Raw genomic sequence first — 24,289 nt, forward strand, 5'->3', positions numbered from 1 at the left:
AATGAAAGCGATCGTGTAAATGCTTGATAATTAGGGCTATTATGAGTCAAAGAGTTGCTTTTCTTACCCACTTTATCGCGCCCTACCGGCTGCCCCTGTATCAGTCTCTTGCCACCCAGTTACAGGACTTAAAAATTTTGGTTTCTACTCCCATGGAACCCAATCGTCCTTGGCAGTCAAACTGGGGGGATCTAAATGTTCAAGTGCAACGAAAATTTACGTTGATTCGCACTTGGAATCACCCCCAAGGGTTCGCAGAAACGTTATATGTTCATGTCCCCTATGATACGTTTTGGGTACTGGGAAGCTATCAGCCAAATATTGTTATTTCCCACGAGCTGGGAATGCGAACGTTGCAAGCGGCTCTGTATTGCAAATGGAGGAAAAAAACTAAGTTTATTATCTGGGCTAAATGTTCAGAGTCTACTGAACAAGGCCGGGGTAAACTGCGGGAAATGTTGCGCCGTTGGCTGATCCCTCAAGCAGATGGTATTGTAGTCAATGGAGATAGTGGCGCCAGATATATCCGCCGATTTGGGATTCCTTCAGAAAAAATTTTTCGAGCCTTTCAATCTACAGATACCTCTAATTTTTCGGGTGTTCGACTGGAAAAAAGCCAGGAAGAAGCCTATCGACTTTTATTTGTGGGTCAGTTAATTGAACGTAAAAATATGCAACGGTTTCTGGGAGAATTGGTAAAATGGGCAGAAAATTATCCAGAGCGATCGCTGGAATTTTGGTTAGTCGGAGATGGCAGTGAGCGATCGCCTCTAGAAACCCAACCTGTACCCGAAAACCTACATCTCAAATTCTTCGGTAACATAGCTTATGACCAACTTCCAGAGCTTTATGCCCAAGCCGGTATGTTTGTTTTTCCGACCTTAGCTGATGAATGGGGGCAAGTGGTGAATGAAGCCATGGCCTCCGGACTCCCTATTCTAGGAAGTTTGGGATCTCAAGCCGTAGAAGAATTATGTACAGAAGGAAAAACCGGTTGGGTATTTCAACCGGATCGCCCCTCAGAAATATATCAGGCCATCGACCGAGCACTCTCTACTTCCCCAGAAACTTTAGAGCAGATGCGAATACAATCTCGAAAAAGAATTGAGAGTATGACTCCAGAATTTGTGGCCTCAAAATTTGTAGAAGCCATAAACTCAGTCATGGCCAGATAAGCCCATTACATAGATTACCTCTAGGAGTAACTTATGAGTATCGCGATTATCACAGGTTCTGCCGGTTTAATCGGCTCCGAAGCCTCTAAATTCTTTGCCGAGAAAGGCTTGGAAATCGTCGGTATTGACAATGATATGCGACGGGTGTTCTTTGGAGATGATGCCTCGACCACTTGGAACCGCCAAAGATTAGAGAGTTCTTTAGGGAAGCAATACAAACATTTAGATTTAGATATTCGCGACCAAGAGGCGATCACCAAACTCTTCCAAGACTACAGTAAAGATATTGCCCTCATTGTCCATACCGCCGCCCAACCCTCCCACGACTGGGCCGCTCGCGATCCCCACATGGACTTTACCGTAAACGCTAACGGAACTCTAAATTTACTCCAAGCTACCCGTGACTTTGCCCCGAAAGCACCCTTTATCTTCACTTCTACCAACAAGGTTTATGGAGATACTCCCAACCGTCTGCCCCTCCTTGAACAAGAAACTCGATGGGAAATTGACCCCGAACATACCTATCACACCGGTATTCGGGAAGATATGTCCATTGACCAAACAACCCATAGTTTATTTGGTGCGTCTAAAGTCGCTGCTGATGTGTTGGTGCAAGAATACGGTCGCTATTTCCAGATTCCTACCGCCTGTTTTCGCGGTGGATGCCTCACTGGGCCTAACCATTCCGGAACCCAACTGCACGGGTTTCTGGCATATTTGATGAAATGTACGGTTACTGGCAAACCCTATACCGTCTTTGGCTACAAGGGTAAGCAAGTTCGGGATAATATCCATAGTGCAGACTTAATTAACGCCTTTGATGCCTTCTTCCAAGCGCCACGGGTTGCCGAAGTTTACAATACCGGCGGCGGGCGCTATAGCAATTGCTCCATGCTCGAAGCGATTAAAATTTGTCAGGAAATTACGGGTAAAGCATTAAATTGGACGTATTCTGAAACCAATCGCATTGGCGATCATATTTGGTGGATTAGTGATAATGCTAAATTTGCCAACCACTATCCCAACTGGAAACACCAGTATGATGTCCCTCAAATCTTGCGGGAAATTTATGAGTTTAATCAAGAGCGCTGGGAAAAGGAGACTGTCTAAATGATTGATACCGGAAAGCGGAATATTTTGGGCGTTCTCGTCAATAGTATTGATTATGAGGGAGCCGTTACCCAAATTATTCAAGCCGCAAAAGAAAAACAAGGACTATCGGTTTCTGCCCTAGCTGTTCACGGGGTGATGACGGGAGTTCTCGATAACACCCACCGCTTCCGACTCAATCATATGGATTTAATTTGTCCCGATGGGCAACCCGTGCGTTGGGCGTTGAATTTTATTCACAAAGCGGGATTATCTGACCGGGTATACGGCCCCAATTTAACCCTGAGGGTATGCGAGCGAGCAGCTCAGGAGGGGCTACCCATTTATCTGTACGGGTCGCGGCAAGAAGTTTTAGATGCTTTTTCTCGAAATTTAGGCGATCGCTATCCTCAGCTCAAAATCGCTGGCTCTCAGCCCTCTCGCTTCCGGCAAACGACTACAGAAGAAAAACAGGCAATTGCCCAAACCATAAAAGATAGTGGAGCTGCCATTACCTTAGTCGGTTTAGGATGCCCCCGCCAAGAAGTTTGGGCTTATGAATACCGTGATAGTCTTTGCATGCCTCTTTTAGCTGTAGGTGCAGCATTTGATTTCCATGCGGGACTCTTACCTCAAGCTCCACCCTCCTTGCAAGCCGTAGGTTTAGAATGGCTCTATCGCCTTATTCAAGAACCCAAACGACTCTGGAAACGCTATGTTTTCCTCAATCCCTATTATGTTTGGCTGTTAAGTTTACAAATTTTGGGCTGGCGTAAATTCGATCCAGAGAGTACAACACCCCCACAACAAGAATTACGGTATGGTTAATTAATATGCTCCCCTGCGCCCTAAAACAACTTGTACCGTTTTCAATAAAATTTCAAAATCAAGAGCTAATGACCAATTATTGATATAAGACATATCCAACTTAAAGGCATCTTCAAAGTTTGTGATATCTGACCGCCCTGAAACTTGCCAAAGTCCAGTGATGCCAGGTAGAACATTGTGGCGCATAAAGTGGTGTTCTGCAAATCCTTCAATATCACGCAGCGGGAGAGGACGGGGGCCGACCAAACTCATTTCTCCAATTAAAACATTAACAATTTGTGGTAGTTCATCTAAGCTATAGCGCCGTAAAAATTTACCTACTCTGGTGATTCGGGGGTCATCTTTCATTTTGAATAAAACACCACCTTTAATTTCATTTTTAGCTTCCAGTTCCTTCATCAAATCATCGGCATTAACCACCATGGTGCGGTATTTCCAGACCTTAAAATGTCTGCCTTTGAGACCCATGCGAGTTTGCTTAAAGAAGATTGGGCCAGGGGAGTCTAGTTTAATAGCGATCGCCAAAGTAATAAACAGAGGACTACCTAAGAGCAAAATCAGCGAAGATATGACTAAATCAAATGCCCGCTTTAACCAAAAATCACTACCCAATAAACCTGGAGGCTGAAATTGAATACTCGGCATTCCTCCAATCATTTCAATTTGCGGATTGTGATGGGGCACTTCTAGACCAATCGGCACAATCCTTAGCGCAATACCCGCATTTTTCAAACTCCAGTAAAGGGGCATAATATTGCCCACTACATTCCATGAACAGAAAAATACTTCTCCGACATCAAGAGATTGAATTTCTTCGAGAATATGAGACCACTGATTCGTCGTTTTCTGTAGAGATAAATCTAGTTGCCCAGCGATGGCAAACTCTCTGTTACTATCTAATTTCAAGGCAATTTTGGCAATCAGGGTATCTTTGGGATTTCCAATCAGGAAAATTCGTCGAGGAACTCGACCATGGCGACGAAGATTGGTAATGGTAGCTTCAGCAACTAACCGTCCTATACCGACATATAAAATTACGAATAACCAGGATAGAAAAAACATTGACCGGGAAATAATCAGACCTGGTTGATAGATAAAAGCAATAACAATTAAAACGCCTTGAGCGAAGGTAATACTTCTAAGTAAAGTGCTAAATTGACGACGACTGCGGCGATCGCCATATAATCCTCCCGTTGCGATCATCCCTAGGGTAATCCATAAAATCGGAAACAAAAATCCAGGTTGCTCTGGAGTATAAGCTAATAAGTGAAAAGAGGGAACATGCTTTAACCAATCAACCCGTTCAACAATAACCTTAGCACTCTTCCAAGCCAAGGCAATCATCACTGTATCTAAGCACAGAAAGGCTAGAATTCTCAGCCAAGCAACGATCAGTCCTCGTCGCAGACCTACAATGGTGGGAACCCGCAAATCAACATGATTATGGGGTGATTTATGGGTTTTGTAAGGGGTTTGGGGCAGATTATCTGACATAATTTAACCTTTGCTGCCTCGATCGCAGGTGGAATCTTGAATTTCAACCCTGATCAGATCTCTTCCCAGGCTAGAAACAGGGTTACAGTCGATTGGCACTACACCTTGATACTCTCTGAGACTTCAGATGGTCTTCCAGCCTGAAATTCTACTTACTTCTGATGATATCCAGAAGTGGGTTAATTTTAGCATTCTCCCCATGGGTTGTCCAAAGGTTAACTATCCCCTGCCTATAATTTGGGTTTTATGTCTATTTTTTATTTACCTCGAAGATAATCTCTGGAAGGCGATCTGTATCCGGAGAGCGATCGCCTGTTTTATTCTCTTAACGGCAGATCTGTAATTCTGAATATCGGTTATTTTGACACAATTGTTGAAACGACTGAGTAATTTGAGGATACTGCTGGGGATTTTGACCATACATCACCCTCATTTTATGAAACTCTTCTGGGGATAAATTATGCTGTTGTAAAACAGTTTGTGACTGGCTACAAAAACTTTGTAAATGACTAATAATATCTTGGGAGATTCCAGTTGTATTACTTACGGTTCCTGCCTCTAGATTACAATCAAAAACGGGTTTATTTCCTATGGGAACCAATCCTTGAGTATTTTGCAGAGTCGTTTCCCGAGCCAATTCAATTTCCAAAACCGATTGCACAAAATTGGCCATTTGTACGGGAGAATTAAATTGAGCTTGTGCAGTGCTTGCTCCCGCTAACGATCCACATAAAGATAATACACTCGCAATTAACGTCCGGCCGATCCATTGGCAATCCAAACAGAATCCACCAGAAGAGCGAAGTTGAACTTGAAAATTAAATGAATGATTCATAATGGCACATTAAAGACACAAGACGATCAACTCTTTTGAATTCTTTTAGGAAGATGAAGTTCCATATCTATCTCAGATTGTCAGCTCTACTCGCTTGGCAGTGGTTCCTGGTAAGAGCTAATCAGTAATGGGAGATAATCTCCAATTGTACGTCAAGATTTCCGATATAGCTGACAGATTTGGATAATGTGAGTCTGGAGAATTTCCCGTTCAGCTCTTCCTTGCTTGAGTCCCCACTCTAGGGAAAGCAAGAGAGGTAGAGTGCGCTGTAATGAGGCAAAAGGGAGCGATCGCACCTGTTGTTTGAGAAAATACACCCGTTTAGGATTAGCAACCTCAGCAGCTTGGGCAATTTGGCGATCATCACGTTCTCCGCTCTCAACCATCAATTTAACCCATAACCACGTGCGAAACTGACCCACTAAGGTAGCAACAATCCTTAAAGCGGGTTCATTTCTGTGTAATAAACCCTCAATCAAAGTTAAACTCCGATCTACCTGGCCTTTAGCGATCGCCTGCGCCAATTCTAAACTCGTTTGCGTATTGGAGACCACCAACTGCTCCACATCCTGGTCATTCAAAACCTCACCATCTGGATGATATAACACCAACTTCTGCAACTCATTTACCAACCGACGAGTATCATTACCTACAGACTGACTCAAAACTTCCGCTCCTCGTTTGGTTAATTTCACCCCCTGTTGACTCGCCACTTCCTCAACCCGTTGCAAGAGTAAATCAGTCTTCCAAGGTGGAATTAAAGAAAATTCCCGGAATTCAGCATACTTTTGCATCAGCTTCGTCACTTTCAATCGTTGATCGAGTTTTCCGGCTACCGTTAGTAATAGCACTGATGAGGTTAACAGAACCGGTAAAGTCCGCTCTAACTCAGCCAATAGACTACCAGATGCCTGCTGAAATAGACCTGTATTCACCAACCAAACCAACCGATTTCCAGAACCAAATGGAGGAGTCATCGCTTCGTTTAAAGCTTCCATAACACTCCCCGGCTGATCCGGTAAGACCTCAGTATAATTAAACGAAATCCAATTGGGATCGAGGAGGCGATCGCGTAACTGCTTAACCCCCTGCTGCATAGCAAACTCATCATCTCCCCAATACACATAAATTGGCATTAACCTAAACCATGAAACGTCGAAACCTACTCCATAAAATCGCCTTAGGCGCAGCCAGCACCTATAGTATCACCGCCTGTCAATCCCCGAACCCTCCTCAACCTAACCCCGAACCCACTCCCAGCCAACCCCTCATTCGCTGGCGCATGGCCACCAGTTGGCCCAAATCCCTAGATATCATCTTTGGAGCCGCAGAAATCCTTTGTCGGCGCGTCGAACAAATGACTGAAGGTCGCTTCACGATTACCCCCTATCCTGCCAATGAAATTATTTCTCCCCTACAAATTCTCGATGGTGTAATTGCAGGAACCGTAGAATGTGGCCATAGCAATCTTCTCTTTTCCTTTGAGCGAAATCCGGCTCTGGGACTCCTTTCGGGTGTCCCTTTTGGCATGAACACTCAACAGCATAATGCCTGGTTTTATTATGGGGGAGGACTAGAGGCCATGGAAAAAATTTATCAAGATTTTGGCGTGAATGTGTTTCCCGCTGGTAACACTGGACTACAAATGGGCGGATGGTTTAGTCGCCAGATTAATAGCATCAATGACCTCAAAGGCCTAAAAATGCGAATTCCTGGACTGGGCGGTAAGATACTGGAACGACTCGGCTGTGAAGTCCAAGTTTTGCCTGGGGATCAAATTTTTCCAGCATTGGAACAAGGTACAATAGATGCTGCTGAGTGGATTGGGCCCTATGATGATGAAAAGCTTGGACTCAACCGCATTGCTCCTTATTATTACTATCCGGGTTGGTGGGAACCTTCATCTGTACTGATTGCCTTAGTTAATCGAAGGCAATGGGATCAGCTTCCCAAAACATACCAAGAAATTTTTCGTTCTGCTGCTCTTGAAGCTTATTTTTTAACCATCAGTCGATATGATGCCGCTAATGGAGAAGCCTTAGAGCGAATGATGTTAAGTGGTACCGAGTTACGTCCCTACAGCCAAGACATTTTACAAAATGCCTACCAAGTGGCCTTAGAACTCTATGAAGAGTATGCCTCAGAAAGTGATGACTTTGCTAGAATCTATCAACAAGGGAAACAGTTTCAATCTCGTATTTATAAATGGTATCCAATTAATGACCTAACTTATTCTGATTTTATCTCTGGAATTTCCCCAATCAATTAACTATCTATACCTTCTTATTTTTAGGAAAATTCTGAATGAGCAGTATAAAATAGATACAATCAGGTACATTGCCATCCCCTTCAATCGATCATGTTTAATCCAATTGTCCGATCTATCAATTTATCAATATCCAATATCCTGAAGATTACAAAAAACAGGAAAATTACCATCAAAAACAAGCTGAACTTAGCTTTTGGTAGTTTGATTGGAGTTACCTTTTTAATTATGGGAGTTAATTATTGGAGTAGTGTCCAAGCCACTTTGAATATTAATCGGACTGAAGAATTGCGAATGCCGATCGCTCTATCGTCTTCAGAAGCACAAAGCAATTTGCTAAAAATGCTCTCTAATGTACGCGGTTATTTGGTAACGGGAGATGCTGTATTTCGACAACAATATCAGGAATCTCGACATGCTTTTGAAGAAAATCTTCATGAAATGGAGCAGCTATTTCAACAATGGAACGTGCCGATACAACTAGAACAGTTGAAAAACTTGCGCCGATTTTATGAAATTTGGTCAGAGTTGCCTCCCTACCTCTTTGACTTAAAAGATGATCGCCTGAAGAGTGAGCCAGGATTTCGTCTTTGGGAACAAGAAGGAGAACTATTAGCGATTCATATTTTAGCCAATATTGATAAAATAAGCCAAGAGCAAAATCCGAGATTGTTATCAGATCTTGAGTTATTCCAAGAGACGATTAATCTTAAAAGTTTATTTTCCTTATTGGTAGCTGATATGAGGAATTACATTAGTACACGAGAGGATAAATATCGCTTCGATTATACAGCACATTATCGGAAGAGTAAAGCTAGCTTAGAAAATATTCAATCTAGGTTGTATTCCTTGACCCAAAGTCAGCAAGAAGCTTTGAATGATATTATTGAAGATTTTGCTGAAATAGAAATTATTATAGAAAATACTGTTGAAATTATCGAGAGCGATCGCTATCGAGAAGATCTGCATATATATCAAAGCAAAGCTGAACCGATTGCCAAAGAAATGCTGATTATATTAAATTATATTGTCGAGACGCAAAAACAACAATTTAGATCCGAATTAACATCCGGTGTCTCCAGATTGAATTCGGCTCAACTACAAACCTTAATAGGTTCCCTATTGATCCTAATTTTAGGGTGTATTATGACTCTAGTATTGCAACGTAAAATCTCCGATCCGATCCAAAGATTAACAGAAGTGACAAATTCAGTAATATCGGGAAATCTTGAAGTCAAATCTTCAGTGGAGTCTGGGGACGAAATTGGGATTTTAGCCCAGACATTTAATGAGATGACGGATTCTCTTAAGCTTTCTCTAGACACATTAGAAATGTATAACAAAAACCTGGAATCACTGGTAGCAGAAAGAACTGAAGAACTCCACGTAAAAAACAAAGAGCTGCAATTAACTTTGCATAACTTGAAACAAACTCAGTCCCATCTCATTCAAGCAGAAAAAATGTCAAGCCTGGGACAAATGGTGGCTGGAATTGCCCATGAAATTAATAATCCCATTAGTTTTATTCAATGCAACCTTTCTCCCTTGACTACCTATTGTCAAGATTTACTCGATTTAGTGCAATCTTATCAAGAATTGTATCCAGATGATATGAATATGGCTAAAAAGATAGAGGAGATTGATTTAGAATACATTGAGGAAGATTTGCCGAAGCTAGTTGAATCTATGGATATGGGGGCTAATCGGATTTATAACATTGTCTTATCTTTGAAGAATTTTTCGAGAAGCGATCAAGCAAACTTAAAAGAAGCGGATATTCATGAAGGTGTTGAAAGCACATTGTTGATTTTACAACATCGCTTAAAATCAGCTAGCAATCAAGGAAGAACAATTCAGATCAACAAAGAATATGGTGATTTACCTTTGGTGGAATGTTACCCAGGGGAACTCAATCAAGTCTTTATGAATATTTTAGCTAATGGCATAGATATTTTAGAGTCTATGGTGGAAGGAGACAATAGGAATGCAGACTTGGAGGATGGAGTCTTAACAATTCATACTGAATATCAGGCAGAAACGGACAGGATATCCATTCAAATTCAGGATAATGGCCCAGGTATAGATGCCGAAATTACAAATAAAATTTTCGATCCTTTTTTCACAACTAAACCTGTGGGTGAAGGAACTGGTTTGGGACTATCGATTAGTTATAAAATCATTACAGAGCATCATCAGGGGATGTTAAAATGTTATTCAAAACCGGGTGAAGGCGCTAGGTTTGAAATTGAAATTCCAGCTCATCAAAGCTGGACATCATTACCCCATGAAGATCAGAGATTGAGTGCATGAAGCCTAGCTGAAAAGGGTTATAGAGAATAGAGGATTAAGATTTAAGTTTATGGTTACTTTTCTCTCAAGAACAACTCCTGAACAGCCGGTTTCCGATCGCTTGCAAACCGGATTAAACTCGATCCGCAACCAGTTACGAGACGGGCAAAGACAGATGGCGGACTGGGAAGGGGGAGAGTTGGCGGTTTCGGCTGTGCCGGGATCGGGGAAGTCTACGGGGATGGCAGGTGCAGCGGCGATCGCCATTGCCCAAAATCGTCTCCATATCCATCATCAACTGGTGGTGGTGACGTTTACTCGTTCGGCTGCGGCGAGTCTGAAGGGCAAAATTCGCCGCCATCTGCAAACCCTGGGTTTACCGTCCACGGGTTTTGTGGTGCATACGCTCCATGGGTTGGCTCTACAAATTGCAACGCGCCATCCAGAGTTGTCCACCTTGAGTTTAGATGCACTCACACTGATTTCTCCCAACCGATCGCACCAACTGCTGCGCCAAAGTGTCGAACACTGGGCTAATAGCCACCCCAGACTGTACAAAAGACTCTTGGAGGGCAACCAGTCGGACGGAGAAGAAACGGAACGGTTGCGCCGTCAAGGCGTGCTGCGTACTGAAGTTTTACCCCACTTAGGTTATACGGCGATCCACGAAGCTAAAAGCTCTGGTTTATTGCCCTCCGATCTCTTTGAACTAGCACAAATTCAAGAGAGTCAAACGTCTGGAGAGCATTACCCGATTTTACGCATTGCGGCGGGACTCTACGAAACCTATCAACAGCAACTGCGATCGCGCTCTTTGATCGACTATGATGACATGATCCTCGGAGCCTTGCGGGTTCTGGAGGATGTGGGCGCAAGACGGTTATGGCAAAATCAAGTCTTTGCCGTCTTTGAAGATGAAGCCCAGGACTCGAGTCCCCTACAGGCGAAATTGCTAGAAATTTTAGCCCAAAAGGAGCAGGATTCTGTAGGGGCGGGTTTACCCAGCTCTGGGCTGATAGACAAAAATTTCGATAAACCCGCCCCTAACTCTGACAAAAATGCCAATAAATCCACCATCAACCTGATCCGAGTGGGAGATCCCAACCAAGCCATTAACTCCACCTTTACCCCAGCCGACCCCATTTATTTTCGTCAATTTTGCGATCGCCTGCGAACCCAAAACCAACTGATCTCCCTTGACTGTGCCGGGCGCTCTAGTCCCATTATTCTCCAAGCAGCTAATTTCATGCTGCAATGGGTAAACCGGCATATTCAACAGCAAAATCAACCCGCCCCCTTACCCTTCAGCGTGCAACGGATTAAACCTGTACCTTCGGAAGACCCGCAACCGGACGCAAATCCAGCCCCAGAAGGTAACGGTTTAGAACTCTATGCTCCCCGTGATGTCTTCCAAAGTGTAGACTTAATTGGCGATCGCATTAAAACCCTATTTACCCAAGACCCCTATCGCAGTGCCGCTGTCCTAGTACGCACGAACGATCAAGGGCGATTTGTTGCCCATCAACTGCGGGAGAAATACGGAACCGAAATTAACCTATTTGAAGTCGCAGAAAGCGATCGCCACTCCCACGTTCCCGCCGAAATTCTCAACCTGCTCAACTTCCTCGAACGTCCCCATTCTCCTGACGCTCTCAAAGCAGCCCTCACCGTTCTCGCCAACCGCCGCCTCATTCCTCCCCAAGACCTCAACGCCCTTGCCAGCTTACCCGAAGTTTTCCTCTATCCCGGGCCTCTGGACTCTCCTGGAAGCCAAACCAGCAAAAGCGCCCAGCGTTACTGTCGCGCCCTCCTGCGGGCTAGATTAGATCTACCCCCTTACCAACTCATTCCCTTTCTCGGTCTTGCCCTACGCTATACGCAAAACGAACTCGCTACGGCTGATAAATTAGCAGAACGAGTCACCCAGCAAACCCTAGGCGACTCGTCCCTGTCGGCTCTGTTGAGAGTTCTAACTGAAATTGTACAATCAGAACGATTTGAGCCAGTTCAAGTAGATACTGCCGATGATTCCCCTTATATGCGGCTCAATCAGCTTACCATTATTACCATGCATAAAGCCAAGGGATTGGACTGGGATTATGTCTTTTTGCCGTTTTTACACAAAAATATGATTCCTGGGAGTTTTTGGACTCCTCCCCAAACCCGATTTCTAGGAGAATTTAGTTTAGCGGAAGTCGCTCGTGCCCAAATTCGCGCTTATTTACACGACGATCCGATTCCAGAGGGCGATGAAGCTTGGCAAGAAGCCGAACAGTTAAAAACCGCTGAAGAATATCGCCTACTCTATGTGGCCATGACTCGTGCTAAACGCCTCTTATGGATGTCTGCTGCCAACAAAGCGCCGTTTACTTGGAGTAAGTTTAATGTCAATCGCCAGATGACGCTTCAATCTCAATCTGTCTGTCCTGTTTTTCCTGCCTTAAAACGTCAATTCCCTGAATCCGCGATCTCAATTAGAGGTTGTGAAAATTAAGGGCATTATAAGGAGTGCGCCTTATAATGAAGCGCTATAATAACTGTTATTTAGAATAAGTGCCATGGTAGAAAAGCAAGACTTTTTCAGAGCTGATGTCAACAAAGGATATTTTAAACGCGGATTTCAAGACTGATTTAATCAGACAGGGAGCAATATTTTGATGACCCATCTTTAAATATTTTTAAAATATTTTTTCTCTATTGAGTCGGAAAATGTGCTAGAATTTCGTTCGCTACTCTAGAGAGCGAAACCCTTCTTCACTGGTTCGCTTTCGATAAAAACTCACGGTTTCTGTGCAACCTACTTGACGGGCGATCGCACCAATCAAATAATCCGCAAAATCTGCTCTTCCTTGTTTATAGCGTTGTATGGCTTGAGCGATCGTAGAACGGTTTTCAAATTCAAAAGCTGCACTGTGTAACATGGATTCTAGAGCCTGAATAATCTCATCCTTAGTTAACCCATAGTTTTGTCCCCTCAGAACCCAAACCAATTCGCAAAGAACAATGTTAGCAATAAAGCAAGGCTGGTTTTGCCCAATAAGTTCAACGGCTTTTTGCCACTGTTTTTCATCATCTTTAGTGAGATAGCGAACCAGGATATTGGTATCAAGTCCAATCATTAGCTCCCTCAGAAATTGCCCTATCCATTTCTTCAAGGGTTGTTTTTTTCATCCCTGGCCGGTGCAACATTCCTGAGAGTTCTTCCACTGGCACATTGAGGGGAAAAAGTTTGACCTGACCCTCTTCATCAATGATAAAACTAATTTGACTGCCACTGACAAGTTTTAGGCGATCGCGGATTTCTTGAGGAAGAGTAATTTGTCCGGTATCGGTGACGGTTGCACTAAACATAGCTTTTTTGTTTACTAGATCGACACTACCTCTATTTTACAGGGGCGCTTGAGAAAGGGCGATCGCCTGACTGTTTTGGGGTTTTATTGAGCCGGAAAACGGGCTAAGACTTCCTCACGGGATAATTGTAAAAGAAGAGGGGTAAATTCTTCAGGGGGCAGGGAGGCGATCGCCTCTACTCGACTAGCCAGGTCTTCATCTAACGTGCCAAAGCGCGATCGCAGTAAGGTTTCTACAAAATGACGAGTGGCTCGTTGTTCTGCTTCAGCTTTGGCTTGTTCGCGATCTTCGCTCATTGCTTCTTCATACATTTCCATCAGATTCATAATTAACTCCCCATCTTCTGGTTCTATATCCTGTTCTCGATTTTGTCGTTTATTTAAGAGGGCGACAAGTGCTTTTACTAATTTTAGGACATTTTTTCGCTGGGGGTTGTCTCTGGGTAAGGCTTCTAATTCTTGAATCGCTTGCTTTTGCACTTGTCCTCGCCCTAGTAATCTCAGCCACAGAGTTTCTGGAGTTTGGGGGAGTTGATGAATAACAATCACAGCCGTTTTAAAAGTGTCTGGGCAAAAATACAGGCCACTCCCCCAGTTTTCTTCATCCGAAGTGGCATGACAACTGTTGAGAAAATCAACTGAGGCTGTGGGGGTTAATATCCACAGATGAGGTAGGTCACTTTCCTTATAGTTCTGCCGTTCCCATTGTGCTTGCAGGGTAAACAGTTTGATCATGCAGGTGCGGAGTTCGCTTTTGTTAATGGGGTTGCGGAAGGGTTCAATTAAGGCAGTTGTGGCGATCAGTCGTCCGAGGAGTCCTAAGTTTTCCCGTTCTGGATTTGCATCTGAGGCAGGAATAAACAAGAGATCGATATAGCGAACTTGGGAGGCGATTTCTTTATTTGTTTCTACCGTTCCCAAGGGAGAGAGAAGTTCAGTGAGATATTGTTTGGCAAATTGGTCGTGGATAAAACGGGTCACGGTTAATCTTTGAGGAGGAATGCGGTTATTTTATCAAACGAAATTCCTTTTTGCTCGTCAGCTTTGTTGACTAGAATCTCGACACTACCTCTATTTTACAGAAGCGCTTGAGAAAGGGCGATCGCCTCTACTCGACTAGCAAGACGTTCTAGATCATCCGCGATAACATGGTAAACTCCCTAGTCAAGGGGAGAGTCAAGACCAGGATTAAAGCCTATGTTGTCATCCCAATCTAAGCACTTGTTGATTGGACAAGTGAAAGCCCAAAGCGGGGTTCCGATCAAGACTATTCGCTATTATGAACAGTTGGGATTGATTGCAGCAGTCGATCGCACAGAGGGAGGATTTCGCCTATTTTCGCCCCAGGTTCTATCTCGGTTGGCATTTATCCGGCGATCGCAACACTTAGGCTTTAGTCTTCAAGAAATTAAGCAGATTTTACAGATTCATGACCAAGGTGAACTGCCCTGCAAGCAAGTACGGCAGAATATCGATCTCAAAGTCGCCGAGATTGACCGTCGCATTGCCGAGTTAACGCAGTTAAAACAAGAATTACTCGATTTAGTCCAAACCTCTCCCCACGTCAATCCATCAGAAGAGCCAATTATTTGCCCCATTATCCAACAATCCCATCTGACATCTGGCTAAGACTCATGACTCATTTCAAGGTCGCTGAATATGGATTAAATTCGACATATTTTCAAACGTATCATCATGGCTAATCACAAACAATTGCCGGAACGATTTGAGATTGCCAATAGCCTCCGCTAACTGTTGTCGTCGTAGGCGATCCATGTTCGTCGTCGGTTCATCAAAAAAGGCAATATCTAAATCCGATAACGTCCGCAAAATCGCCAATCTCACCGCCAGAGCTGCACACATTTGCTCCCCTCCTGACAAACTCTTAAAGTTGCGCTTATAGCCATCTTCTTGCACCACAATATCATAATCTTCGGTCCATTCTAGTGCCACATTTTGCCGGTTCATCAGTTCCCGAAAAATCGAATCTGCTTCTTGGGAAATCTCGGCTAAATAGAACTTCGTAATTCGGGGTGAAGCTTGATTAAAGAAAAATCGAGCATCTTTAATAAATTGCCCGTTTCGTTTGGCTCTTTGTAATTCGACTACGGTTTGCTCTCGTTTCTTAGCAATTTCTCCTTTTTTGACTAAGGATTGACAAATTTCGGTTAATTCTTTGCGCTGGAATGAAAGGGTCGCTTCCAGTTGTGCCAAGCGATTATTCATATTTTGTAGCTCTTGCTCGACTTGTTGGATTTCTGCTAAACTATAGGTAGAATTAAGCCGATTCAACTCAGTTTGTTGTTTCTGTTTAGAGATTTCCAGTTCTTCCAACTTTGCCCTAGTTTCCGCCAGTTTTTGTTGTCGCTCTTCTAGGGTTTGTGCTTCTTTTTGCGATTGCAGATAGAGCAAATAGCCAGCAGAATGCTCTTGTTTTAGCTGTTCTACTTGGGCGATCTCTGCTTCAAGGGTTTCAAAATTAGCCAGTTGCGCCTTGAGTCCATCAATAGCGTGCTGAATCTCTTGTTTTTGCTCTGTCAATTTCTGCCATTGCTGTTCAAAATTGGGGGAATTTGCAAGTTGTTGTTCGAGAATATGACGTTGCGCTCTAGGGTTGGCAAGCTCTTGCAGGCGATCGCCAATTTCATGTGATTCTACATTTAACGCTTCTTCCCCGTCCATTTTACCCTCTAAGGCGATTAAGCGCGATCGCAGTTCCTGCCCTTCCTCCTTCAGTTCCTCTTCCTGTTTGCGCTTATGGGGTAAATTTTTGACTTCAGCCCGACATTGATACGCCAGTTCCAACTGCAATCTTAACTGCTCGCACATTGCCGTTAATTCCTGCTCGTTCACCTGTTGCTTTAAGTCAGCACTCATCTGATGAAGGCGCTCTAAACTCTGATCCTGGCAATGTTTCCCCGCATCAATTAGGGTTTGCACGTCTGGATCTAGGGAGGATAAAATGGGCTGAAGTTGCTGATAATACGATTGCTGTTGTTCCCCTAAATCGATTAACGTCTCAATTTCCTGGGCAAACTGCTCGGCAGCCGCCACCCTACTGAGTTGAGCTTGATACTTTTGCAACCGTGCCTCTAACTGCGGAATTTGAGCCACAGAAGGTTCTAAGGCTTCCAGGCGATCGCCTTCCTGTTTCACCTCATTTAACCGCTCTAAACACTCATATAACTGCCGCTCCGTGCCCTCTTGCTCCCGCCTCCAATCCCGTATCGCTTGCAGTTGAGTGTTCAGGTTTTCCTGTTTCTCTTCTAATCGACTTTGCTCTTCTACCGCAGGCACTAACTCTTCAATTTTCCGTTCGGCAACCTGACAACTCTCCCGTTGCATCTCCACTTTCGTTAACTGAGTCTGGACTTTGTGCAAACCTTGTCCTTGTTTCTCTTTGTCTCGCAACAGTTTCTGTTGCAGTTTCTGCGTTTTAACCCGTTCCTTTAACTGAGCTTCTGCTTGTTCATAAGCGCGATAATTGGCTTGATTTTCCTCACATTTTTGGGCGCTCTCTTGGGCTTGCTGATAAGCTTTTTCTCGATGATAGCAATCTTGATTGATCCCTTGATACTCTGCCTCTAACTGTTGGAGATCCCGTGTACAGTGTTCCACCTGTTGCTGATGTTGCTTAAACTCGCGTTGTTGTTGCTCTAGAGTTTTCAGTCGCTTAATAACTGTCTCTTTCTCTGCGTCCCCTTGTTCTAGCCATTCATTGATCTCTTGATGGCGATCTTGGAGTGTTTGCCAATCTTCCAATTGCAGATCGAATCGCTCTAAATGCTGTTCGCAGGTTGTAACTTCATCCTGTGCAAATTGTTCTAAATCCCGCGAAGCTTGATAAGCCTTTTTGTACTCTTCAACTCGTAAAATAGGATCAAATACAGTTTTTCGCTCTCCTGGATTTTTGAGAAAATCACTGGTAAACGTTCCTTGGGGAATCCCAATTGCTTCTGAAAAGAGTTTTGCTAAATCCGTATCTTTCGGAACGCCCAAATGGTCCTGTAACCAGAGCAGCACATCATTCACTTTAGTCGGATCGAGCTTACAGTCAATCTGTGGATCGTAAAGCTCATATCCGCGACGGGTACAGCGTTTTACTTGATAGGTTCTGCCATCGCGATTAGAAATGAAGTGTACCGTTGCTTGGGCACTTTTAGCTCCTTTGCGAATCAACTCTTCTCGCTGATATTGACAAGAGTTAAATAGTACCCAAGCAATCGCTTCTAAAATCGACGTTTTCCCTGCGCCATTTTCTCCACAAATAGCATTACTTCCCACTTCAAACTCTAAATAGAGATCGGCGTGGGACTTAAAGTTTTTCAGACTGACAGATAGAATTTCCATGGATAATTTATTTAACTTAAGTTGGGTTAGCAATAACCCAACCACAATCATCAGTCAAAATTGGGTATATCTAAACGTCTTCAGCCGCTTGCAGGAATAATTTACGAGCAACGGTTTGAATTCCGGTATGGCGATAATAGTCTGTCGATTGGTCAAGAAAAGCCCCGACTAAATCTAAAGCATCATCCGAGAAGTCAATAAATCCTCCGATGTGGTCAAAAACGCTTTCAGGGGTTAAGCCAACGGAACCAACTAAATTCCCCATCCATCCTTCAACAGCACCAAACGTCTCGTTAATAAACCCTAATTTATCATCACCCGGAATGAAGTTAGCAATGGCTCCAAAAACCGGATTCCTGGTCAAAACACTGCCACCTTGCTCATCTAAGGTTGAGTGAACTTTTTGTAAGAAATTTGGTCCCAAAGGGAGTAAACCATCGACGGAGACTAATGCTGCCATCCGCATGAGGGATGCTCCGTGATAATGTTCCGTCAGTTCAGTAACAAATTGACCTGGATTGAGAACAGGCAGTCCATTCAGCTTGCTGTACGCAATCAATTCTGTGACTAATTTTAAGCATAAATCCACCGATTGGGTCGTATCGGCTTTGGGAGTTAATCGATTTAAAAATCCTAATAAGCCAATTTTTTCGCCCACTTTATTCGCCATGGCAGCCGCACCGAGTGCTTTGTCTGCATTATCGATGGTTTTATAAAACCAAATAGCCCCTTGATAGCCATTATTGGTATCATTGTACAGCTCGATCGCCCGATTGCGGATATCCCGGATGCGATCGCTGTCTGTTTCCCCGGTTACGACTTCAATCGTGCGATCGCATCCGACCACATTTTCCCACTCTCCAGGGACGACAAAATCCAGAGCGTTGAGCATCTTTACCGTCAGATTATCCGACGGTAATTCATCAAGTAACTCAATAATTGAATCAGCCATCTTTAGTTCCTAACTTGAAGACTTTCTCTATTCTGAAGTCTATCCCTACGATGCGTCAATATAGGACTACGGGCTAGGCAAGAGGCAATTCTAACGACAAGAACTTATAACTTTTGCAAAGGAACCACTTTCGGATTCAGAATTTTGCGCCCTAAACCAGTAAATTGAACCGCTACAGATTGCTGTTCTCCCTTGCCAAAAACATGGGTCACTTGTCCAACTCCAAAACTGCGATGAAGGACGCGATCTCCAACTTGCCAACCCTTATTTTTTCCCTTAGGAGTTTTAGCCTTTGTTGCCACCTTAGCTTCAGATTTCTTAACCGGCTTTTTCACCGTTTTCTGGGGTGCGGGACTTGGGGAAGTTACTCTTGCCTGATATTGGGTCGTCCCCTTTAATAACTCGCGGGGTAATTCGCCTAAAAACTGAGAGGCAGTTGCCGGTTCCCGGTTGCCCCATAACCGTCTTTCTTGGGCATGGGTTAAAAACAATTGTTCCTGAGCGCGGGTAATACCCACATAACATAAGCGTCGCTCTTCTTCCAAGGCTGCAGGGTCATCCATACTGCGGAAATTAGGAAATAAACCATCTTCTAATCCCACTAAAAACACAATTGGAAATTCTAAGCCTTTCGCTGCATGAAGGGTCATCAAGGTAACGGCATTTTCTCCTTCTTCCAGCTTATCTAACTCCGATTGTAAGGGGGCATAATTGAGATAACTGGATAAATGGGTATCGCCAGTTTCTTCTTCATATTGGATAATGGCACTAAATAACTCTTGCAGGTTTTGTAAGCGGTTTTCAGATTCATCAGTTCCTTGATATTTTAAATCTTTGAGATATTCAGAGTCGGTTAAAATCCCTTGGGCAATGGTAGAAGCTTTTTCCGTTTCGAGACGTTCTTGCCAACGAGTAATCAGCTTATAAAAGCCCATCACTGCTTTAGTTGAGCGTCCGGCTAATGTACGCACGGAAGTTTCATCACTGATAATTTCCCATAGGGGAATCCCCAGTTCTGAGGATGCACCTAGCAGCCGATCTAAGGTGGATTTGCCAATACCACGACGAGGAACATTAATAATGCGTAATAAACTGACGGTATCAGCCGGATTGATCAATAATCTGAGATAACAAATGGCATCTTTTATTTCCTTGCGATCGTAAAACTTTAATCCCCCAACCATCCGATATTTAATATTTTGTCTTACCAATACTTCCTCAAAGGCACGAGACTGGGCATTGGTACGATACAAAATGGAAAAGCTGCCCCAATTGACATCCGGATACTTTTGTTCCAGTTGGCGCATCTGACGGATCACAAACTCCGCCTCGTCAATTTCATTATCAGCTTGGTAACAAGTAATTGGCACTCCAGAATCACGAGTGGGGCGTAATACCTTATCAATTCGCTCTTTATTATTTTGAATCAACTCATTCGCTGCTTGTAGAATATTTTCTCGCGAGCGATAGTTTTCTTCTAATTTAATCATGGTCTCGCTTTTCTGGTCTGATAAACCATCGCCAAAATCTTGTTGAAAATCCATCAAAATGGTAAAGTCAGCCATGCGGAAGCTATAAATCGATTGATCGGCATCTCCAACGACAAAAATGGAGCGACTTTGCCAATCTTTGTAGTCACGGCTTTGGACTCCTCCCGTGGCTAACAAACGAATTAAATCATATTGGGTGCGGTTTGTATCTTGATATTCATCGACTAAGATATGATGAAAGCGGTTATGCCAATAGGCTAATACTTGCTCGTTTTTTCGTAGCAAGTTCACCGGGACTAAAATTAAGTCATCAAAATCGAGGGCATTATTTTCAGCTAACCGCTTTTGATAGAGTTCATAAACTTCGGAAATTACCCGTCCCCGATAATTCGGTTGTTCTCGCTGAAAATCTTGGGGCGATAATCCCTGATTTTTGGCATTGCTAATGGCGTAACGAACGGACTTGTGATTAAACTTTTTGTCATCTAGATTTAAGTCTTTGGTGACAATTTCTTTCACCAGTCCCTGTACATCCGATTCATCAAAGATAGAAAACTGTTTATCCCATTTTCTGCCTGCTTCATCCTGATATTTATCGATGTCGTAGCGTAAAATTCGAGCGCAGGACGCGTGAAATGTTCCCACCCATAGGGGCTTAATATAATCTTGATAGATGCGCGATCGCAACCGCATCTGTTCGGCATCCCCCAAATCATCCCAATCTCGACCCGTAGAACTCGGAGCTAACTGCTGGGCAAACAAGCTCTCAATGCGCTCCTTCATTTCCCGCGCCGCCTTATTCGTAAACGTGACCGCCAGAATCTGTTCTGGATTCACCCGATGCTGTAGAATCAGATTAGCAATCCGATAGGTAAGGGCACGAGTCTTCCCGGAACCTGCACCTGCAACCACCAACATCGGGCCGCACAGATGCTCCACCGCCTTTCGTTGCGAAGGGTTGAGAACACTGAGAAAATCTGAAGTTTGGGTCATGAGTTGGAACAAGGCTGAATCTACGGCAAATCAAAGAGGACATTATAACATTACTTGTGTGACCCAGGGAAATCAGAACTAAATTAGAGTGTGAATTATTTGTAATAAGTCAGTTGAGTTTTGATGTGTTCTCTTGAAGTAATGTGAAGTTCGCGATCGCCTGTTTCTTCGCTGTATATTGGCAAAATCTATACCTTGTGCTATCATCAATTGCGGTATTCAGAGATGAAGGGAGATCTAGACCGTCTCAGATTATCCAGATTGTTCTCTACCGCTTCAAATTCACTCTTTAAACACTCCTAATGTTTACCAATATTCGTCTTTTATTGGAAGCTTGTAACTCCTTAAACCTGGATTATGAGATCGTTCATCCTAACGAAAATGTAATCCAAGTTAATCTCGATAAGCCCCATTTGTTTGTCAATGGATTTACTCCGATTTTAACTGGGGCTATCCTAAAAGTAGTAAAAGATAAAGACTATACTTATCATTTGCTCAAAGATTGGGTATTAATGCCGAAAACTGTTGCCTATGTTGATCCCTATGTTTCTACTTATGAAAACTATTCTATCCATAAGAGTATTCCAGAAATAGTTGCGGCAATTGAAGACACGTTTAGCTTACCGGTAATTGTCAAGAAAAACACTGGATCGGGGGGAGACAATGTATTTCTCTGTGATAAAACAGCTCAGATTGAAGAGTCCTTACAGACTATTTTTAATCTGCATGACAAAGATTATGACTATATGGCCTTAGCCCAAGAAGTGATTGAAATTGAGAGGGAATATCGGGCTATTTTTCTGAATCAATCTTTGGTCTTACTCTACGAAAAAAACATCCAAAATGCAACCTTTACAGGCAATTTAAGTCCTCTCCATTGGGATGGTGCTCAAGCCATTCATGTGACGGATGAAGATACGATCAGCAAACTAGAAGAGTTTATTCAACCTATCTTTGAGCGATTACCGATTGAGTATGGAGGATTTGATATTGCGGTGGATAAGTCTGGACAGTTATGGTTAATAGAAATCAACTCTAATCCAAATTATAAGATTTTCATTCGCGATAATCCAGAGAGGCTTGCTGTAGAAGTATTTGAGAAGCTTTTAAAATCTCTGATGAAGTCAGATTAAAGGACATAAATTATGCCATTACCCTATACTCGAACGGTTCGCTTTTCAGAAACAGACGCTGCTGGAGTTGTGTATTTCGCCAATCTATTTCAGTTTTGTCATGAAGCCTATGAAGCCTCTTTAGATGAGGCAGGAATTGATTTAAAAGAATTCTTTTGTCAGCCGAAAATAGCTTTTCCCATTATTCATAGTGAAGCCGATTTTTATCGACCTCTAACTTGTGGAGATTGTTTTGATATTGAGTTAGTGCCGATACTTTTATCATCCAATCAATATGAAATAAACTATCAAATTAAACTAGGAGATCTTCTTGCGGCTAAAGCCATGACTCGTCATATCTGTATCGATGCTCACCAGCGCACCAAGCAACCTCTACCAAAAGTTTTGCTGAACTGGCTTCATCAATGGTCTAACGAATCACTGCAAAGATGATTTTAGTGGGTAGGGTGGGGAGGAGAATTAAGCCATGTTTTTCAACTTCTATAGCAGTGAAAGAGGTGATTAGGACAGTGAGGTTATGGTTTAAGGCAATAGGCACGAATCGCAATAGAAAATGTCCTAACTCTCCCTTTCTCTGCTATAGAACTCCAGCTCAATACTGAAACCTAGCCCCCATAACCTATTCCCTAGCGCGTAGCGCTATAGCTTATCGCAACTTCAGAATCTGGGCAGTTACAGCCAAACTTTCCTCGTATAAAACATCTCGTCCCCAGCGTTGTAGCTGTTGACTCATCATTTCTTCTGCCTTTTGATCGGAAACCGCAGTCACCTGTTCAGTGCGACTATTACTGGCACTTCCTCCTGCTTCCATCCGCATACATCCGGTGGTTTCTGAACATAAAATCGTACAACAATTAGCCTCAGGATTGCTCGAATTCAGCAAAACCCCGACTAAATCCCCTGGAATTTCTCCCCAGTCCGCAGTCGGAATGCCAGCTAATTCAGCCTGAATTGTTTTATTTTCGGGGCCAGAAAATTCAATCCGTTTAATATCATAATCTCCCCCTTCATCCTGATAACCAATCGGTTGCCAACCGAGACGACTGGCTAACCATCCCAAAAACATAAAGGCTTGAGCATCATTGCCTTTTTCATAGTCAATTGTGACCTGATCAATATCGCCTAGGGAATCTCGACGTTCTGGGGGATCGAAGGTGGCGGCAGTTAATTCTTGCCAGGGATACAAGCGATGCCAATTGAGATCGGCAATATAGGTTTCTGACTCAATAAGATCGTGAATTTTCAGAAGTTCCGAATCCGGGTCACTAAAATAGCAGGAATCGACGACAATACAATTGGCTTGTTGAGCTAAATGTTGAAACAATAATTGTTCGGGATTGGGAGTGGCTTTCCACCAAACAAACTTGGGTAAATCGGGGATTAATAGGGAAGAAATTAGGTCTTTGACTCGCTCTAGGGCTTCCTTTGTCCCTCGCAGAGTAATGTATTCACAACAGATGAGGGTGCTGTTGCTACTGCTTTTTTGAATGGGACAATAGGCAGAAACTTGGGCGCTTACCCCTCGATCTTCGCCTAAAACAGGACAAAGGGTAATCACTCTACAAGGATTTTGGGAGGCGATCGCCTCACTGACACTCGATCCCCTCAAATCTACATTACTAATATCAGCAACTTGGGAAGGCGAGATCTTCCCATAATTCTCCCGCAAACCGTGCAGCGTCTGCCCATCAATGCGTCCCGTAATCCTCAGACCATAACTCATCTGAGCCTCACGAACCGCCTCCTTCATCATCGGGCCATTAATACCATCAATGCAGCCACTATAGAAGCCCAAACCAGCCAACAACTGTTGGAATTCTTCCGGCTCATAAATCACCATACTAAACGTCGCCGCTCGCGTGGCCACTGGGCTAGCCTTGCCCGTATTTTGGCTCAACCAAATCTTATTCAGTTCCGCCTCAATCTCACCTAAAGAGATATCCTTCGGCTTTTGTAATGCAACAATAGGAGTAGTAGTCATGACGAGTAATGAGTAATAGGGAATAGGGAATAGGGAATAGGGAATAGGGAATAGGGAATAGGGA

Annotated in this window: 19 protein-coding genes; 9 read left to right on the plus strand and 10 right to left on the minus strand. The window is 43.4% G+C overall.

Going from position 1 to position 24,289, the window contains the following annotated elements; all coding sequences use genetic code 11:
- Positions 1-41 precede the first annotated feature (41 nt).
- The 3 genes from PN466_RS21850 to PN466_RS21860 are packed head-to-tail and all read left to right on the plus strand — an operon-like array spanning position 42 to position 3,092.
- Positions 42-1,175, plus strand: a complete 1,134-nt coding sequence (locus PN466_RS21850) for a glycosyltransferase family 4 protein (protein ID WP_271943945.1) — start codon at positions 42-44, stop codon at positions 1,173-1,175.
- 33 nt (positions 1,176-1,208) lie between these two features.
- Complete coding sequence (locus tag PN466_RS21855; protein WP_271943948.1) at positions 1,209-2,285, plus strand: NAD-dependent epimerase/dehydratase family protein; 1,077 nt, start codon at positions 1,209-1,211, stop codon at positions 2,283-2,285.
- On the plus strand, positions 2,286-3,092 hold the full coding sequence (locus PN466_RS21860; protein ID WP_271943952.1) for a WecB/TagA/CpsF family glycosyltransferase: 807 nt from the start codon (positions 2,286-2,288) through the stop codon (positions 3,090-3,092).
- Here PN466_RS21860 and PN466_RS21865 read toward each other — a convergent pair whose 3' ends face one another.
- The 3 genes from PN466_RS21865 to holA form a co-directional block, all read right to left on the minus strand.
- A complete protein-coding gene (locus PN466_RS21865; RefSeq protein ID WP_271943955.1) occupies positions 3,093-4,586 on the minus strand; it encodes a sugar transferase in 1,494 nt (497 codons plus the stop codon). It abuts the gene before it with no gap.
- 325 nt (positions 4,587-4,911) lie between these two features.
- Positions 4,912-5,421, minus strand: coding sequence for a DUF4168 domain-containing protein (locus PN466_RS21870; RefSeq protein ID WP_271943958.1), 510 nt, complete (start codon positions 5,419-5,421; stop codon positions 4,912-4,914).
- Between the two features lie 152 nt (positions 5,422-5,573).
- Positions 5,574-6,557 carry a DNA polymerase III subunit delta gene (gene holA / locus PN466_RS21875; RefSeq protein ID WP_271943961.1) on the minus strand — a complete coding sequence of 328 codons (984 nt, stop codon included), beginning with the start codon at positions 6,555-6,557 and terminating at the stop codon, positions 5,574-5,576.
- A gap of 11 nt (positions 6,558-6,568) precedes the next feature.
- On the opposite strand from holA, the gene PN466_RS21880 reads away from it, so the two are divergent.
- From PN466_RS21880 to PN466_RS21890, 3 genes are all read left to right on the plus strand, one after another.
- Positions 6,569-7,690, plus strand: coding sequence for a TRAP transporter substrate-binding protein (locus PN466_RS21880; protein WP_271943964.1), 1,122 nt, complete (start codon positions 6,569-6,571; stop codon positions 7,688-7,690).
- 225 nt (positions 7,691-7,915) lie between these two features.
- Complete coding sequence (locus PN466_RS21885) at positions 7,916-9,997, plus strand: ATP-binding protein (protein WP_271943966.1); 2,082 nt, start codon at positions 7,916-7,918, stop codon at positions 9,995-9,997.
- Between the two features lie 49 nt (positions 9,998-10,046).
- Positions 10,047-12,470 (plus strand): ATP-dependent helicase, encoded by a 2,424-nt coding sequence (locus tag PN466_RS21890; protein WP_271943968.1) that lies wholly within the window; start codon positions 10,047-10,049, stop codon positions 12,468-12,470.
- Between the two features lie 235 nt (positions 12,471-12,705).
- On the opposite strand, the gene PN466_RS21895 is transcribed toward PN466_RS21890, so the two are convergent.
- From PN466_RS21895 to PN466_RS21905, 3 genes are all read right to left on the minus strand, one after another.
- Complete coding sequence (locus tag PN466_RS21895; protein ID WP_271943972.1) at positions 12,706-13,095, minus strand: PIN domain-containing protein; 390 nt, start codon at positions 13,093-13,095, stop codon at positions 12,706-12,708.
- Positions 13,082-13,327: an AbrB/MazE/SpoVT family DNA-binding domain-containing protein gene (locus tag PN466_RS21900; protein ID WP_271943973.1), complete on the minus strand. Its 246-nt coding sequence runs from the start codon at positions 13,325-13,327 to the stop codon at positions 13,082-13,084. The genes PN466_RS21895 and PN466_RS21900 overlap by 14 nt, the downstream gene beginning before the upstream one ends.
- 83 nt (positions 13,328-13,410) lie before the next feature.
- Positions 13,411-14,307 (minus strand): hypothetical protein, encoded by an 897-nt coding sequence (locus PN466_RS21905; protein ID WP_271943976.1) that lies wholly within the window; start codon positions 14,305-14,307, stop codon positions 13,411-13,413.
- A 216-nt stretch (positions 14,308-14,523) separates the two neighbouring features.
- On the opposite strand from PN466_RS21905, the gene PN466_RS21910 reads away from it, so the two are divergent.
- The gene (locus tag PN466_RS21910; RefSeq protein WP_271943979.1) at positions 14,524-14,955 is read left to right on the plus strand and encodes a heavy metal-responsive transcriptional regulator; all 432 of its coding nucleotides are present in this window, start codon (positions 14,524-14,526) and stop codon (positions 14,953-14,955) included.
- A gap of 15 nt (positions 14,956-14,970) precedes the next feature.
- Here PN466_RS21910 and PN466_RS21915 read toward each other — a convergent pair whose 3' ends face one another.
- The 3 genes from PN466_RS21915 to pcrA form a co-directional block, all read right to left on the minus strand.
- Positions 14,971-17,676: an AAA family ATPase gene (locus tag PN466_RS21915; protein WP_271943981.1), complete on the minus strand. Its 2,706-nt coding sequence runs from the start codon at positions 17,674-17,676 to the stop codon at positions 14,971-14,973.
- Between the two features lie 70 nt (positions 17,677-17,746).
- A complete protein-coding gene (locus tag PN466_RS21920) occupies positions 17,747-18,628 on the minus strand; it encodes a hypothetical protein (protein WP_271943984.1) in 882 nt (293 codons plus the stop codon).
- A 104-nt stretch (positions 18,629-18,732) separates the two neighbouring features.
- Entirely contained in the window at positions 18,733-21,111 is a 2,379-nt protein-coding gene (gene pcrA / locus PN466_RS21925; RefSeq protein WP_271943986.1) for a DNA helicase PcrA, read from the minus strand.
- A 302-nt stretch (positions 21,112-21,413) separates the two neighbouring features.
- On the opposite strand from pcrA, the gene PN466_RS21930 reads away from it, so the two are divergent.
- Together PN466_RS21930 and PN466_RS21935 are read left to right on the plus strand one after the other, a co-directional pair.
- Complete coding sequence (locus PN466_RS21930; RefSeq protein WP_271943988.1) at positions 21,414-22,244, plus strand: ATP-grasp domain-containing protein; 831 nt, start codon at positions 21,414-21,416, stop codon at positions 22,242-22,244.
- A gap of 12 nt (positions 22,245-22,256) precedes the next feature.
- Positions 22,257-22,676: an acyl-CoA thioesterase gene (locus tag PN466_RS21935; protein WP_271943991.1), complete on the plus strand. Its 420-nt coding sequence runs from the start codon at positions 22,257-22,259 to the stop codon at positions 22,674-22,676.
- 214 nt (positions 22,677-22,890) lie between these two features.
- Here PN466_RS21935 and opcA read toward each other — a convergent pair whose 3' ends face one another.
- Positions 22,891-24,225 carry a glucose-6-phosphate dehydrogenase assembly protein OpcA gene (gene opcA, locus PN466_RS21940; RefSeq protein ID WP_271943994.1) on the minus strand — a complete coding sequence of 445 codons (1,335 nt, stop codon included), beginning with the start codon at positions 24,223-24,225 and terminating at the stop codon, positions 22,891-22,893.
- Positions 24,226-24,289 lie beyond the last annotated feature (64 nt).

The organism is Roseofilum reptotaenium CS-1145 (genome assembly GCF_028330985.1).
GTDB lineage: Bacteria > Cyanobacteriota > Cyanobacteriia > Cyanobacteriales > Desertifilaceae > Roseofilum > Roseofilum reptotaenium.